Raw genomic sequence first — 16,057 nt, forward strand, 5'->3', positions numbered from 1 at the left:
TTTCACTTTACCCGAACCATCCGGTCTCCATGCTTCTGATGGAAACGGCATGTGGGTGATTACCAACGACGCATGCATCCTGGGTTCCGCCAAGGCCGTATGTCCAGCGGAATGCAAACCCCACAAGGACACGAAGGCCTTCAGTCTCTAATGATGCAGGAAACCCATGCCGGTCTGCATGGCGGTGCGCAGCACTTCCGACCAGATCCCGCCGCCGCCAGGGCCGCCCCTGCCGCCGCCCGGCATGCCGCTATTTTCGGACCCATCGGTAACCGGCAGGCCATCATCGTCCAGAGGCTGCCGGTGTCCGGCGCAACCGGCAAGGACAGACAGGCACCCCAAAATCATCATGAAACGGGACAGGAAACGCGCCACCTATTTCGACCCGCCAATCTGGATCCTTGACACATCCACGTCATCATGTGTTTCCCCGGCCGGTGTTTGTGGTCCCGCCTTCCCGCCTCGTGGTATGGGGGGCGGGCCGCAACGGCTGGCGGACTGGTCCATATCCGGCGGCGGTCCCCTGTGCCCCCCGAATCCACCATCAGGTGGCCCATCGCCGCCCATACCCCGTCCCATCATGCCACCAGCCAGCCCGTTCCCGCCCATCATGCCAGCCATTCCACCACCGGGGCCGAAACCGCCCCCGAATCCCTCCGACAGGCCACCATGGATTCCCCGCCCCAGACCAGATTGCATGCCCGATGGCGGCCCCCGCCGGCAGGTGGCATCCGTGTCATAACCGTGCCCACTGCAGGCACCCAGCGTCAGGGGAAGCAACAGGCATAAGGACGCGATAATCTGACGGGTGGGGATCATTCGAATTCAGCAATCGTTCAAGTGCGCCCTGACATTATCAGTCCGTCCGTTCCATTATTTGTTACGAATTTTTATTTAATGATTCCGATTGTATGGATAACCGGACCAAGGAATGATCTTTTACATGGACAACACGATACGGGAGACGTGCGAAAGCTGACGCGCACTACGCCTCCACGCGCCGGAAATTCTTGGCAACTGTTTAACAAATATGGAATCAGAAATACTATGGAAGCATGAAATTTCTGATGAATAATTTTGAAATTTTCTTCATTTCGATGGAATCAGGTCTGTATCCCAAATATTTTCCCAATCCCTGCCGTCACCAACATCGCCATCACTCCCCAGAATATCACCCGCAATGCCGGGCGCATGGGCGCAGCCCCACCTGCGCGGGCCCCGACAATCCCCAGAATGGCAAGGCCGATCAGGGAAATCGCGGATACCGTCCACGGCACCACCGCGGATGGCGACACCACGGCAACCAGCACCGGCAATATTGCGCCGGAGGAAAACGCGCCCGCAGATGCAAGGGCAGCCTGCACCGGACGGGCTGCCGTAGCCTCGGAAATACCAAGTTCATCACGGGCATGGGCCCCCAGCGCGTCATGTTGCATAAGCTGAAGGGCAACCTTGCGTGCCAGAAGATCGTCCAGTCCACGCTGACGGTATATTCCAGCCAGTTCGCTTACTTCGGCATCCCAGCTACTGCCCAGTTCCTTTTTTTCACGGGCAAGATCAGCTTTTTCGGAATCCGCCTGCGAACTGACGGATACGTATTCACCCGCTGCCATGGACATCGCACCGGCCACCAGACTGGATATCCCGGCCAGCAGGATGCTGCCCTGTGTCGCGTGCGCGCTTGCAACGCCTATGATCAGGCTGGATGTCGACAGGATCCCGTCATTCGCCCCCAGAACGGCCGCCCGCAGCCAGCCCAGGCGCGACGTCGCATGTCTCTCCACGACGCGAAGCGGGGAACTATTTTCCATATCCATCGGATACATCTTTCACAATCAGCATTCTTTGAAAAACATCATCCCTGAGAATGAAGTAATGAAAACACGCGGCCAACGCATGCCCCGTGGCCAGCAGCATGATCAGCCAGCCATTCCAATGGTGCAGCCACTGCAGCAGGCTGACTGTCGATACCGGAAACCTGCCAAAGGGTGGCATGATCTGCAGGGCCATGAAGCTCATGGCCTGCCCGTTTCCCCACCGCCACAGATAGCCCAGGCAGATTTCCAGCACGATCAGCCCATACAGGCCATATTCCACGGAGCGTGCCATCACACAGTCCAGCCAGCGGTCAGAAGCCCGGATCCGCCGTCCCCACTTCAGCCGCCACAGCAGCCGAAGCGGCAGCAGCACGCTCAGCACCATACCCATCGTAAGGTGCGCGACCACAAGCTGATGATGCAGCGGATTGCGAAACAGGCCCCATGAATTGGCGCCTATGAACTGCAGCACGATGATGAAGGCGCAGCTCCAGTGGAAAAGGATCGTTGGCGTATCGTAACGCAGGGCAGGAAGGCGGAGCGTCTGTTTCATTCCCTTGTCATATATCCCCGACATGACGCGGACCTGAACGCAGGCGCCCTGTCCTATTCCTCTTCTGGCGTCATCGTGATTTCCGGATCGGGAAAAAGGAGGGAGACGCCAAATCCCCGGTCCTGCCCTGCAAGAGGTGAGCGCAGCCGCAGGCGGACATCCATCTGTCTGGCGATATTATTCGCGATCGCCAGCCCCAGCCCGCTGCCACGGGCGGTGGATCCGCCACGAACGAACGGGCTGGTCAACCGCGCCAGTGTGGCCGGCATCAGGGCGGGACAGTCATTGGTTATGTCAATGCTGCCATCCGGCATCACGCTTACATGAACCGCCGCTGCATCTTTTCCATGCAGCAGGGCATTTTCAAGCAGGTTGCGGATCAGGATGCCGGTCGCATCCATGTCGCCATGGACGAATATGTGGCTGATGCCATTCGTCGTCATGTCCATGCCGCGGCCATCGCCGGGATTATGCCCCAGGTCATCAACCAGCACATGCAGCACGGCCAGAAGGTCAAAACGGTCGCGGCGGAAGGCAACGCCAGAGGACGCGCGGGAAAACTGCAGCAGTTTTTCCACCGTCCGGCCCAGCCTACGGGTCCGATCGACAATGATGCCGACCCGCCGTCCCATCTCCGACTCAGCAGGCACCACGCGGCCCAGCATCTGCACCTGCGCCAGCAGGGCGGCAAGCGGATTGCGCAGTTCATGCGCGGCACTCGCCGCAAAGGCCCGTTCGGTGGACAGCGCCGTCTCCAGCCGCGACAGGAGGGTGTTGACGGCGTGCTGGATGGAAATCAGTTCGACAGGCAGGTCAAGCGACGGGACAGGACGCAGGTTGCCACTGCCGCGTGACTGCATCTCGTCATGCAGGCGCTCAAGCGGGCGCAGGGCGCGCCGCACGATCAGGCGCACCAGAAACCAGATGACAGGCAGGAAAACAAGGATTGGCACGACCGCGATTGCCGTCGCGCGCCATGTGGCGCCGCGACGGTGCAATGTCGGCTCGCCCACCAGCACGCGATAGGCCGTCGTGGTCGGGGCCGCGACATAGACCCGGAAATTCGGCGTATCGGCAAACCCCGTGCGCATGTCCGGCACGAAAGGTTCCACAGGGGCATTCTGGGAGCGCAGGACAACGTGGCCGGCCGGATCGACAACCTGATAGGCCAGCGTCCGTGGCCCGACATCGGGCACCCATGCGACATTGTCCGAGCGCGGTCCATGCGGCTGGGTCGCGATCGTGGCCTGCAGCCGTTCGGAGACTTCCTGAAGGGAATTGTCCAGCCGCTCCGTTATCTCGTACCGGGTGAAACCGGCCACGGCGATACTGAGGGCAAGAAGGCTGATGCTGACCACCGCCAGGACACTGCTGACGATCCGGGTGGCCAGGCTCCAGCCCTTCATGCGCCGGCGCCATCGGCAAGGCAGTATCCCCGGCCACGGACCGTCCTGATGACGGTATTGCCGACCTTCTTGCGCAGGCGGCTGATGAAAACCTCCACCGTGTTGCTGTCCACGTCGTGATCCAGCGCGTACAGGGCCGTGTCGATCTGCTGGCGTGAATAGATCCGGCCGGGATTGCGCGACAGAAGCTCCATGATGGCCCATTCCCGCGCGGTCAGGTCCAGCATATGCCCATTGCGCGAGACGGAACGGTTTTCCCGGTCGATCGTGATATCGCCGACCTGATGGCGCGCCTGCCTGCGTGGCGCCGCGTACCGCCGCGCCACTGCCGCGATGCGGGCGACCAGTTCGTTCAGGTCGTACGGCTTGACGATGTAATCATCCGCGCCATCGGACAGGCCCGCGATCCGGTCGCTGACCTGGTCCTCCGCCGTGGTGATGAGGATCGCGGTATCGAACGAAGTCCGGCGGATTTCACGCAGCAGGTCGCGGCCGTTCCCGTCCGGCAGGCCAAGGTCCAGCAGCATGAAATCGTAATCCACGGTCGCCACGGCCGCGCGCGCATCCTCCAGCGTCGTAAACCAGTCCACGGCGTGCCCGTCCAGCCGCACGCGTTCCTGCACCGCCGCCCCAAGGTCATGTTCATCTTCCACAATAAGGATCCGCATCAGTCCTGAACCTTCTCTCGCATCACGCGGGCATATAAGGAGGGCAGCACCAGCAGGGTCAGCAGCGTGGACGTGACCAGCCCCCCGATCACCACGCTCGCCAGCGGGCGTTCGACCTCCGCCCCGGCGCTTTGGGAAAATGCCATGGGGAAAAAGCCCAGGCTCGCCACCAGTGCCGTGGCCATGACCGGACGGAACCGCGATTCCGCCGCGGCAAAGGCCGCCTGCGCCACCGCCATGCCCCGCGCCCGCAGGGCCGCGATCTCGCTGACCAGCACCACCCCGTTCAGGATGGCCACCCCGAACAGGGCGATGAAGCCGATCCCCGCCGAAATGCTGAACGGCATGCCCCGCGCCGTCAGCGCCATCACCCCGCCGGTCGCCGCCACCGGCAGGTTGACAAAGACCAGCAGCGCGGGCCGGACCGCGCCAAACGCCACCACCAGAAGCGCGAAAATCAGGCCAAGGGCCACGGGCAGCACGATTTCCAGCCGCCGCATGGCCGACTGCAGGTTACGGAACTGCCCGTCCCACTGCGTGGTATAGCCCGACGGCAGCCTGACATCGTGGGCCACGCGGGCCTGCGCTTCGGCCACGAAGGAAGCAAGGTCGCGGCCGCGCACGTTGGCCTGCACCACCATGCGCCTGCGCACGCCATCGCGGCTGATGCGCGGCGGCCCGTCGACCTCGTGCACATGGGCCACCTGCGACAGCATGACGCTGCCCTGCCCGTCCATGCGCCGGACCTGCAGGTTTCCGATGGCCGTGGCGGAGGCGACATTGCGGGGGTCAAGGCGGACCTGCGTACCGATGATGGCGTTGCCCACGATGACCGGCCGGCCGATATGCCCGCCCACGGCCTCCACCGTATCAAGGATGTCCTGCACCGCCACGTCGCGGCTGGCGGCCTGCGCGCGGTCGATGTCGGCCACGATCAGCGGCACGGTGCCATCCCCCGCCGCCGCGACGTCCGCCGCCCCCCTGACCGCCGATATGGCGGCCACCACCCGGTCGCCCAGTTCGGAAAGGGTGGACAGGTCATCGCCAAAGATCGACACGGCGATCTGCGTGCGCACCCCCGACAGCAGGTCATCCATGCGCATCTGCACCGGCTGGCTCCATGAATAAAGCGCATCGGGCAGCTCACGCCGCAGGGTATCGTCCATCGCGGCCACCAGCCCGGCCTGCGTGCGGGCGGTTTTCCAGGTGGAAGGCGGATTGAGGAAGATGAAGCTATCGGTTTCGTTCACCCCCATCGGGTCGGTCGGGATGGCGGACGTTCCGGTATTGCTGACCACGGAGCGGACCTCGGGGAAGCGGCGCAGGATCTGCTCCTGCCGCGTCACCGACGCCAGCACCGTATCGAGCGAGGCCGAGGGCAGGCGCGTGGTGGTCACCGCCAGCGCCCCTTCGTCAAGCCGGGGAATGAACTCGCCTCCCAGCCGTGTCGCAAGCCCGGCGGAGATGACCAGTACCGCGAGCGTGCCGCCGGACAGGACGCGCGGATGGGTTTCCCCCCATGTCACCATGCGGGTATAGGGACGGCGCAGGAAGGCGATCAGCCGCGTATCCCCCACAGGCCGCACCTGCCCGAGCGCGAGGGCGGCCAGCACCGGCACGCAGACAAAGCAGTAGGCCAGCGAGGCCAGCAGCGCCATGATGACCGTCTGCGCCATGGGGCGGAACATGTGCCCCTCTATCCCCTGCAGGGTCAGGATCGGCAGGTAGACCATGATGATGACCAGGATGGCGAAGCCGACCGGACGCATGACCTGCTGCACGGAGGAGATCACCAGCGGGATGAATTCCGCCTCCGGCTCCTCCTCGCGTCGCGACAGGACATGTTCGATCACCACCAGCGAGCCATCGACGATCATGCCGAAATCGATCGCGCCAAGGCTGAGCAGGTTGGCGGAAATGCCGAACTGCCGCATGCCCGCCATGGCGCAGACAAGGGCGACCGGAATGACGGAGGCGATCACCAGCGCCGCCCGCCAGCTTCCGATCACCACCACCAGAACACCCGCCACCAGCACCGCCCCCATCAGCAGGTTGTCACGCACCGTGGCGATGGTCTGCCCGGTCAGGGTGGCGCGGGTGTAATAGGGTTCCAGCGTAACGCCCGCGGGCAGGGCCTGCCTTATGCCCGGCAGGGCGCGGTTGATGGCGGCAAGGGTGGCGTCGGAACTTGCCCCGCTTTCCATCATCACCACGCCGATCACGATCTCGCCATGCCCGTCGCGCGTCACCGCCCCCAGCCGCGTGCGCGCGCCCGTGGCGATCCGCCCGAGGTCACGCAGCCGCACGACCGAACCGTCGGCATTGGTCCGCACGGCGATATTCCCGAAATCCGCAAGGCTGCCCACCAGCCCGCGCCCGACCACGCTCTGCTGTTCGGCATGGTGGGTGATCCACCCGCCGCCCGATGCCGCGTTGTTCGCATCCACCGCGCGATAGACCTCGCCCACCGACAGGTTGGCCGCGATCAGCCGCGCCTGCTCCAGCGTGACTTCATACGTCTCTTCCGCCCCGCCATTGACGTTGACATCCACCACGCCGGGCACAAGCCGCATCTGGGGGACGACGGTCCAGTTCATGATGCGGTTGAGTTCCATGAGCGAACGCCCCGCCCCCCGGATCTGGAACTGCATGATCTCGCCCATGCCGGTGGCCAGCGGCCCCATGCCGACCGTAATGCCGGGCACCGATATGCTGGCGCGCGCCTGCTGTATGCGTTCGTTCACGCGCGTGCGGTCCAGGTTGATGTCGGTATCGTCCGCGAACTGCACGTACACCACCGATACCCCCCCGCGTGAGACGGAGCGCAGGTCGGTCATGCCGGGAATGCCGGTCATGCTGGCCTCGACGGGAAAGGTGATGAGCTTTTCGACTTCTTCCGTCGCAAGGCCCGGGGCCACGACTGAGACGAGCACCTGTTTGGGCGAGATATCGGGCACGGCCTCCACCGGCAGCCCCAGCACCACCAGGATGCCCGCGACCAGCACCAGCCCGAGGCCGCCCAGTACAAGCATCCGCGCGCGCAGCAGGACCTCGAGATACCTGCGCGCCATCAGTCCGCATCCATCCCGGCCAGCCCGATGACCGAAAGCAGGGCGAAGCTGCCATGGGCCACCACCTGCTCGCCCCCCTGCAGGCCGCCACGCAGCACCGCCCGCGTTCCGTCATCGAACGCCACGTCAACCGGGGCGGGCCGGTAATGCGTCCCGTCAATCCGCACGAACACGACGTTGTGCCCGTCGATCCGCTGGATCGCCTCGGCGGGGATGACGATGCCCGCGATGCTGTCGCGTTGGGCCAGTGTCGCGTCCAGCACCATGCCGGGCACCAGCGCACCGGTGGGGTTGGCGACACTGCTGATGACCCGCACCAGCCCCGTCAGCGGACTTGCCATGCCATCCACCGTGTCGATACGCGAGATGAGCGGCCCCGTCGCCGCCAGCGTCACCTGCTGGTCCCCCGGCGCGATACGCGCCGCCTGATCGGGCGCAATGTCGGAGACGATCCATACGCTGGACAGGTCCGCCACGCTCGCCACATCCATGGCTGGCTCCAGATCGCCCGCGACGGATGTATTGATCGCCTGCACCATGCCATCGATGGGGGAAATCAGGGTCGAGGTCTCGTCCTGTCCCGCGCGTCCGCCCTGTTCGGAGACGGAATTGAACTCCTCGTCAAAACGGTGGCCCATCGTGTCCACGTCCGCCTGACGCGCGCGCATGGTCGCATCGGCCTGTGCCAGCGCGTCCTGCCTGCGGCGCAGCTCGGCAATGGATATGGTCTCGCCCGCCAGTTCGCGTGCCCGCCGCACCGCGCCCGCCGCGTCGTTCCTTGCGGCGATGGCCGCCGTCAGCGCGGCGCGCATCTGCGTGGCCTGCAGGCGCGCGACATGCAGGGAATGGTCCTGATAACTCAGCAGCGCCTGTCCCTTGCGGATGGGACTGCCCGGCCGCACCAGCACCGCCAGCACCTTGCCACTGCCCGCGGGATGGATATGCACGACGCGCGTCGTATCGGGCATGACCCGGCTTATGACCGGCAGCACGGGCGCAAGCCGGCCAGTCATGGCGGTGGTGGTCGTAATGCCTTCGTTGACGACGGCCGCCGCGTCCAGCGTCACGACCGGGGGCAGCGTCGTGTCCCCGGCATGGGCCGGCAGGCAGGACAACAGGGCCACGACGAACATGGCGATTGCGGCAACAACGCGCGTCATGGCACGATGCCTGTTGCGATCAGCATGCGGATGCTGGCGACATGCCATTCCACGTCCGCCCGGGCGCTGGCCTGCCGGGCCGCGCATGCCACCTGCCGGGCCGCCAGCGCCGTATCCAGGCTGACCTCCCCCAGACGCCATGCATGTTCCTGCGCCTTTGCCCGTGCCTCCATGCTGTCGGCGGCATTCCGGGTGGACTGCCGCGCCGTCGTGGCCGCGATCAGGCGTTCACGCACGCGCATCATCTCCAGATGCACCATGCGCCGCGCCTGCGTTTCCTGGCTGCCTGCCGCAGCCAGCCTGTTCCGGGCCTCGGACATGATGGGGGCGTTCCGGACCTCGCTGGGCAGGGGGATGCTGAAATTCACGCCCACGCGGTTGTCCCACGGGCTGCCGTACTGCTTTTCATGGATCGCATCCACGCCGATTTCCGGGTTGGGCATGAAAGAGCGGTGCGCCAGCTTCATGTTGGCCTCGGCGGCTTCCACGTTCCGGTGCGCGACCCTGACGCGCGGGTCGTTGTCTTCCATGTCACGCGGGGCCACGAAACGGGCCTTCGTCACGTCGCCGCTGCCATAGCGGTCGAGGTCGGGCACGACCGGACGACCCAGCAGCACCTCCAGCGCGGCGGTGGCATTGCGGGCCTCCTCCTGCGCCAGGGCCAGTTCGCCACGGGCATTTTCCACCGCCGCCTGCGCCATCTGGCTGTCGGCGGAGGCCATCTCCCCGCCACGCACCGCATGCGCGACGTTGGCGCCGATCCGCGATGTCGCCTCGTACAGTTCGCGCGCGACATCCACCCGCGCGCCCGCGATCCGGGCCATGGCACTGGCGTCAAGCACCCGGATCGACAGCGCCAGATGTTCGACATTTAGCTGCTCTTCGATGGAGGCCGCCTCCGCGCTGGCGACCTGTTGGGTGGCGCTTCCCTGTCCGGGCAGCCACAGCGGCACCGACACCCCGCCCTGATAGGTCGTGTAGCCTTCGTTGCTGCCCAGCATGTGGTCATCCATGTATTCGCCCGACAGGACGGGACCACCGGCGAACCATGATCCCGCGGCACTGGCGCGGGCCCTGGCGGAATGGTGGCCCACCTGCAGTTCGGTGCGCACGGGATCGATGGCCCATGCCATGCCGACGGCCTCATGGAACGTGGGGCCGGGCCGTGGCGCCTGCGCCCGCACGGGAGAGGCCCAGATCATGGCGCAGGCCATGGCTGCAATCAGGATGGCGAACATGTGACGGATCAGGCTTTGCGCGTCATGGAATAACGGAACCGCCATGCGCGATCCGGGCGGCAAGGTCGCTCCACAGCCGCGCCATCATGAGATTGACGTCGGAAGTCACCGAAAATGGAGACTGGGAATGCGCGAGGGGCGAGAGGGACATACGCTCGCCAATGACAAAGTGCCCCTGCGCGAACAGGCGGGCGGAAATCGATCCCTGCTGTCCCTGTCCCATGGGCCGCACGACGGCAATACGCAGATGGGGCGACGGGGAGGCAATCTGGCTGAAGGCATGCAGTTCCCCTTCGCCAGACGGACAGGCGACACCCTGAAGCACCGCGTCACGCAGGACGGAGTGGGGATACCCGCCATACATGCCATCGACATGCAGCCGGATCCCCTGATGGACTGTCATGCATATGCCCTCGGTGCCGCCCTGCGCCCGCGCGGCCGGCAGGATCAGAAAGAAAATGCAGAGTGCATGCAGGCCGGCCAGAAATATCCATCGCATAATGTGTGGCCATTCCCCTGCATATATTGGACCCGCGCCATCATCATGATGACGCCATGTTGATAACAGGGAAAGCTGACGCGAACATGAACGGATTTCCTATAGATGGGAAGTTCCGTGAAACCTTATTATGAAAATGATTATCATTACAATAAAACCCGGCCATTCCGACAGACAAACCGGGATGATTACTTCTTTTTCATTCCTCCGCCTGCGATCCCGCGCACGGCCATAACCGCGGGCGGGGCATGCAGGACATGAAAACCGGACCGGCTGAATGGCCCGGCCATACCTTCGCGTTCAGGATTTCCGCTGCGTGGCGACGTGATTGCCGACATGGGTGTAAAACGTTCCGGAGCGCAGCGCGGTTTCAATTTCCTCCAGCGTGGTCCCGGCGGTTTCAGGCACGTATTTCCATACGAACACAAAGGCCGCGACATTGATGAAACCGAACAGCCAGAACGTGCCCGTCGTGCCCAGCGCCTGCACCAGCGACAGCGTGACGAGGGAGACGAGCGTATCGGACAGCCATACCGTCGCACTCGCCATGCCCATTGCCTTGCTGCGGACGAAAAGGGGAAAGACTTCGGCCGCGATCAGCCATACCGCCACGGACAGCGATCCGAAATTAAAGAAGATATACCCAAGTAGCGATACGACCATCAGGACCAGCCGCACCCCGACAAGCGGCGCGGGGCTGAGGAACACGGCCCCCAGCACGAACAGCGACAGTGCCGCGACCGGCAGCATCCACAGCATCATGCGGCGACGCCCGACCCGGTCTATCAGCGCGATGCCCATGGCCGTCGTGATCGTGGACGTAACGCCCACCGAAACCGATGTCAGCAGCGCCGCCGAATGGCCAAGGCCCGCCTGCGACAGGATGATGGGGGCGTAATAGACGATCACGTTGGGGCCGGACAGCTGGGAAAAGGCGGCCACCCCCAACGCCGCGACCAGGGCCGGGCGGATCCAGCGCTGCCGCAGGCTGGACCCGCTGGCCCCGGCGGTCTGCCCCGCATCGACCGTCAGGACATCGTCGAGTTCCTGCCGGACAACATCCTTGTGCCCGCGCAGCCTGTACAGGATCGAGACGGCATGCTGTTCACGTTCATGGTGCAGCAGCCAGCGCGGGCTTTCCGGCAGGAAGAGCATGCCAAGGGCAAGCAGGATTGCCGGAATGGCCCCCAGCATGAACATCGCCCGCCATGATTCGACACCGCCGGAGAGTTCATACCCGACGAAGAAAGCCAGCAGCAGGCCAAGCGAAAAGACAAGCTGGAACAGCGACACCAGCCCGCCACGCCGGGACGCCGGGGCCAGTTCAGCGACATAGACCGGCACGATCTGCGTCGTCGCGCCAATCGCCACGCCCAGCCACAGGCGCGCGGCGATCAGGGTGCTGACATCGGGCGCAAGCCCGCATCCCAGCGATGCCGCGATGAAGATGCCCGCAGCCCCCATGATGGCCGGCCGACGGCCCCACCGATCCGATATCGGGCCACTGAGCAGGGCGCCGAAAACCGCCCCGATATTCAGGGCCGCCGCCACCCATTCCTGCCCTGCCGTGGACAGGGAAAAGGTCTGCGTCACGAAAATCAGGGCAGAGGCGATGATCCCGGTATCGTATCCGAATAACAGCCCCCCGACGGCGGCGACCGCGGCGGCGATGGAGACATACCGGCGCGGCGAAAGGGTCTGGTCCCCCCGGTGCACGATGGCCGCCAGGGCGGACAGGGCACGTTTATGGGCATGGTAACGCGATGTGTCCTGAATATCCGGGATCGTGGACATGCCGGGGTTCCTTTTTCCCTGTGGCAAATTTCCCTGCGGCAAAAGGGGCCGTTGATCAGCCTGCGTCGGACGCACCGAAAATATCGCGCAGGGTCTGTTTCATCACGCCCGCATCAAGCGTCGCGCCAAGCCACAGCTCCACACCGATCACGCCCTGGTTGACCAGCATGCCAAGACCATCAAGCGGCGTGCAGCCACGCTGCCGTGCTTCGCGCAGGAAACGGGTCATGGGGGGATTGGGAATGACATCCGCCACGACCTGTCCCTTTGCCAGCGTATCCGGATCGACATCCACCATGGCGTCGGCATCGCCCAGCCCCACCGACGTGGCGTTGATGACGATATCGGTGCCTTCGGGAACGCGGGCATTTCCCACCCATGGGCGGGCGGTCGCGTCGCTTTTGGTATTGTCGCGCACCAGTGCGGCGATGGTTTCGGCTTTCGCCGGGTCACGATTGACCACGGTGATATGGGCGACATCCGCCAGTCCCAGTTCAACGGCAATGGCCCGGGCCGCGCCGCCGGCACCCAGCAGGAAGACCTTCTTGCCTGCCGGATCGATCACCTCCCTGAGGGAGGCAAGAAACCCCTTGCCGTCCGTATTGTTGCCAACCAGCCTGCCGTCACGAATGGTAACACAGTTCACGGCGCCGATAATCCGCGCGGCCTCGGCCAGTTCGTCCAGGTATTCGATCACGGCCACCTTGTGCGGCAGGGAGCAGTTGAAGCCCACCCATTCCATCGCCACCGCGCCCCGGACCGCCGCGGCCAGGTTCCCGGCCTTGACGTCACAGTTGATATAGCGCGCATCGATCCCGGCATGGCGATACGCGGCCTCGATCATGGCGACGGTGGGATTGTCGGCGCAGGGCGTGGAAAATGACCCGGTAAGGATGCTGCGGAAATTCTGGTTGCTCATACGGCGTTCCCGATGGATGGAGGATGCAGATTGCATAGCTATGCAAAACAAGACGATTTTTGCATCCGGGTGCAAGCCCTAATCATCATTCGCTACAGGCCGTGCTGCCGCGTTCGATCAACTGCGCGTCAACGACATGGGTACGTGAAAGGGGCGTATCCTTCGCCCCGAGCGCCTCATCAAGCAGGTCCATGGCGCGCGTTACCATCTGCTCGGTATGCTGGTCGAAGGATGTCAGGTCGAAGCTGCGCCATGCCGCCTGGGGGATGTTGTCGTACCCCACGATGACCGCATCGCGCGGGCAGAGCAGGCCCATCCGTTCGCGCAGGGCGTCAATCACGCCACAGGCCATCATGTCATTGCTGGAAAAAATACCATCCGGCCGGATATTGCGTTTCCACAGGTCGATCACGGCCTCATACCCGCTGTCATATGTATCGTCGCCCTGCAGGCGGGTCAGGTCGGCCACTGGCATGCCTGCCTCGCGCAATCCGTGACAGAACCCCTCCCCCCGCGCGCGGGAGGCTGTGTTCCGCACAGGACCGGCCAGCCATACGGGATGCGTGACCCCACGCCGCGCCATCAGCCGCGCCGCGACAAGGCCCGCGCCATGATTGTTGGAATTCACGGTTGAAATCCATGGTCCCACAAGGGACGAATTGAAGCAGACAACCGGGATGCGAAGCTGGGACAGCGCCCGCGCCACCGATTTCGAACCGATGGCAAGGGAGGTGACAACGGCATCGATCCGGTAGCTGAGCAGCTGGTCAAGCGCGCTGTCGAGCGTCAGGGCATCATCCACATGCACAAGCAGCACCTGAAGGCCGCTTTCGCGCAAAGCGACCGCAAGACGTTCAAGCGCCGTGGCATAGAATGGATTTTCCAGCCCCCCGATGACCACGCCCACAATGTATGACCGACCAGACAGCATGATGGCCGGGATACGGTTGGGTCGGTACCCCAGGCTGGCGGCAGCCGCCAGCACCTTCTGCTTGGTGCGGGCCGAGATGCTGGCATCGGGGGAAAACGCACGCGACACCGCCGACTGGGACACCCCTGCCATGCGGGCGACATCGGTGGAGGTCACGGCACGAATGGCGGCTTTCCCATGCTTGTCAAGGCTCATGCAACTCCCCCTGCGGCATCGTATCGCGACCCGCCCGTTCCGTCAGTGGATTTATCGTCCAGGGGAAAAGATATCCATTTTCCGACACATACCGGAACATTGGAAGCGACCGGAACCGCGCATGAAAGCGACGGTGGCCTGACAATGGCCCGCACCGGCGGTATCGGGTTCTTTCTGTCTTGAAAGATTTATCCATATGACTGCCCAACAATCAGAAAGGGCATCCTGATTGGGAAAAGGCGGTAAATCCTGCAAAAATCCGGAGGGAAGTCTGATGACAGCAAACACAATATCCGTATTTTCCCTTATTGTGCTGGATCATTTTCATAATGCGAATAAATCCGGGGCTTCATGTTCATAGATCATGCTTCCGGGACCCATTGCAGGTTTATCGGAAGGGTACCCGCACTGCGGATCTTTAAAAAAACAGATAGAACATATCACGTAATAATCAGATCTTCCCCCATCCTCCCGAAATCCAGCCGTCCCGCCCATCGACGGGGCCGGACAGGGAACGAAGCCCATCTTTGCGTGATACTCCCGCATGTTCCACCATGGGCAGCCAATACGCAGGCCGCAGGCCGATCGCCCGTTTCGCGTCCATGAGGGCGCCATGCACTCATGGAACTTCGCAAAGTTTTGCGTTGGATCAGGCCTGCATCAACCTGAAAAGATTTCCTGCCGGCAAATGACGGAACCGTACACAGGGCAGCCACGTCCGCTGCTCATGGCTGATGGAGTTATCGCCAGCAACCGTGAAAACCCGTCCGCGCTTTTTGTATTTACGCTCATTCACCTATATTTTAACCTATCTGTCACTGAGCGCACAGGACATTATATATAATGTTCCCTCATCACCCTGATGAGATATACGAACATAGGACAGATCATCATGCCTCTTGATCAGATGCGTCGGAACATGTCGGAAAATAAGGGTTTTATCGCGGCCCTGGACCAGAGCGGCGGCTCCACGCCGGGCGCGCTGCGGCATTACGGCATTCCCGACAGCGCCTACAGCACCGATGCGCAGATGTTCGCCCTCATGCATGAAATGCGGGTAAGGGTCATTACCGCCCCGGCCTTTACGGGCAAGAAGATCATTGCAGCCATCCTGTTCGAGCAGACCATGAACGGGCTGGTAAAGGACACGCCCGTTCCCACCTACCTGTGGAAGGACAAGGGCGTCGTCCCGTTCCTGAAGGTTGACAAGGGCCTGGAACCCGAAGCGGGCGGCGTCCAGATGATGAAGCCCATTCCGAATCTGGAGGCCCTTCTTGATCAGGCGATCAGCAAGGGCATTTACGGCACGAAGGCGCGTTCCGTCATCCGCCTGCCCGAACGCGAAGGCGTGGCGGCGATCGTCAAGCAGCAGTTCAGCCTTGCGGAGCAGATCGCGGCGCGGGGACTTGTGCCCATCATGGAACCCGAAGTCCTGATCAAAAGCCCGGACAAGGCCGGGGCGGAAACCCTGCTGCATGATGAACTGCATCGTGGGCTGGACGCGCTTCCCGGTGACTATCAGGTGATGATCAAGGTCTCGATCCCGGAAAAGGCGGACCTTTACCTCGACCTCATCAAGCATCCGCGCGTGCAGCGTGTGGTGGCGCTTTCCGGTGGCTACCCGCGCGATGAAGCCTGCCAGCGCCTGTCGGCCAACCATGGCATGATCGCCAGCTTCTCCCGCGCGTTGCTCGAAGATCTGCGCTATACCATGACCGATGCGGAATTCGACGCGGCGCTTGCAAAATCCATCGACCAGATTTACGCGGCTTCGACCCAGAAAAGCTGAGGTTTGCCGCCGGTGAA

The 16,057-nt window shown here is 63.3% G+C and carries 14 protein-coding genes; 2 read left to right on the forward strand and 12 right to left on the reverse strand.

Going from position 1 to position 16,057, the window contains the following annotated elements; translation table 11 throughout:
• Positions 1-147: 147 nt before the first annotated feature.
• Positions 148-375 carry a hypothetical protein gene (locus CFR71_RS12205; RefSeq protein ID WP_239020400.1) on the reverse strand — a complete coding sequence of 76 codons (228 nt, stop codon included), beginning with the start codon at positions 373-375 and terminating at the stop codon, positions 148-150.
• Between the two features lie 150 nt (positions 376-525).
• Here CFR71_RS12205 and CFR71_RS16215 point away from each other — a divergent pair, with 150 nt between their 5' ends.
• Positions 526-789 carry a hypothetical protein gene (locus tag CFR71_RS16215; RefSeq protein WP_133251151.1) on the forward strand — a complete coding sequence of 88 codons (264 nt, stop codon included), beginning with the start codon at positions 526-528 and terminating at the stop codon, positions 787-789.
• A 314-nt stretch (positions 790-1,103) separates the two neighbouring features.
• Here the strand turns inward: CFR71_RS16215 and CFR71_RS12210 are convergent, their stop codons facing one another.
• The 11 genes from CFR71_RS12210 to CFR71_RS12260 form a co-directional block, all read right to left on the reverse strand.
• Positions 1,104-1,811, reverse strand: coding sequence for a VIT1/CCC1 transporter family protein (locus CFR71_RS12210; protein WP_110531541.1), 708 nt, complete (start codon positions 1,809-1,811; stop codon positions 1,104-1,106).
• Positions 1,801-2,370 (reverse strand): cytochrome b, encoded by a 570-nt coding sequence (locus tag CFR71_RS12215; protein WP_110531543.1) that lies wholly within the window; start codon positions 2,368-2,370, stop codon positions 1,801-1,803. Before CFR71_RS12215 ends, CFR71_RS12210 begins: the two co-directional genes overlap by 11 nt.
• A gap of 53 nt (positions 2,371-2,423) precedes the next feature.
• Positions 2,424-3,776, reverse strand: coding sequence for a sensor histidine kinase (locus CFR71_RS12220; protein WP_110531510.1), 1,353 nt, complete (start codon positions 3,774-3,776; stop codon positions 2,424-2,426).
• Positions 3,773-4,444 (reverse strand): response regulator transcription factor, encoded by a 672-nt coding sequence (locus tag CFR71_RS12225; RefSeq protein WP_110531512.1) that lies wholly within the window; start codon positions 4,442-4,444, stop codon positions 3,773-3,775. Before CFR71_RS12225 ends, CFR71_RS12220 begins: the two co-directional genes overlap by 4 nt.
• On the reverse strand, positions 4,444-7,515 hold the full coding sequence (locus CFR71_RS12230; RefSeq protein ID WP_110531514.1) for an efflux RND transporter permease subunit: 3,072 nt from the start codon (positions 7,513-7,515) through the stop codon (positions 4,444-4,446). Before CFR71_RS12230 ends, CFR71_RS12225 begins: the two co-directional genes overlap by 1 nt.
• Positions 7,515-8,675: an efflux RND transporter periplasmic adaptor subunit gene (locus CFR71_RS12235; RefSeq protein ID WP_110531516.1), complete on the reverse strand. Its 1,161-nt coding sequence runs from the start codon at positions 8,673-8,675 to the stop codon at positions 7,515-7,517. The genes CFR71_RS12230 and CFR71_RS12235 overlap by 1 nt, the downstream gene beginning before the upstream one ends.
• The gene (locus tag CFR71_RS12240; protein ID WP_110531545.1) at positions 8,672-9,913 is read right to left on the reverse strand and encodes a TolC family protein; all 1,242 of its coding nucleotides are present in this window, start codon (positions 9,911-9,913) and stop codon (positions 8,672-8,674) included. The genes CFR71_RS12235 and CFR71_RS12240 overlap by 4 nt, the downstream gene beginning before the upstream one ends.
• Before the next feature lie 22 nt (positions 9,914-9,935).
• On the reverse strand, positions 9,936-10,412 hold the full coding sequence (locus CFR71_RS12245) for a hypothetical protein (RefSeq protein ID WP_239020401.1): 477 nt from the start codon (positions 10,410-10,412) through the stop codon (positions 9,936-9,938).
• A gap of 300 nt (positions 10,413-10,712) precedes the next feature.
• A complete protein-coding gene (locus CFR71_RS12250; protein WP_110531518.1) occupies positions 10,713-12,206 on the reverse strand; it encodes a sugar porter family MFS transporter in 1,494 nt (497 codons plus the stop codon).
• A 55-nt stretch (positions 12,207-12,261) separates the two neighbouring features.
• The gene (gene aroE / locus CFR71_RS12255; protein WP_110531520.1) at positions 12,262-13,125 is read right to left on the reverse strand and encodes a shikimate dehydrogenase; all 864 of its coding nucleotides are present in this window, start codon (positions 13,123-13,125) and stop codon (positions 12,262-12,264) included.
• Between the two features lie 85 nt (positions 13,126-13,210).
• Positions 13,211-14,251 (reverse strand): LacI family DNA-binding transcriptional regulator, encoded by a 1,041-nt coding sequence (locus CFR71_RS12260; protein WP_110531523.1) that lies wholly within the window; start codon positions 14,249-14,251, stop codon positions 13,211-13,213.
• Positions 14,252-15,143: 892 nt separating this feature from the next.
• On the opposite strand from CFR71_RS12260, the gene CFR71_RS12265 reads away from it, so the two are divergent.
• A complete protein-coding gene (locus tag CFR71_RS12265) occupies positions 15,144-16,040 on the forward strand; it encodes a fructose bisphosphate aldolase (RefSeq protein WP_110531549.1) in 897 nt (298 codons plus the stop codon).
• Positions 16,041-16,057: the final 17 nt, after the last annotated feature.

The sequence above is a fragment of the Novacetimonas pomaceti genome (genome assembly GCF_003207955.1).
GTDB classification, from domain to species: domain Bacteria; phylum Pseudomonadota; class Alphaproteobacteria; order Acetobacterales; family Acetobacteraceae; genus Novacetimonas; species Novacetimonas pomaceti.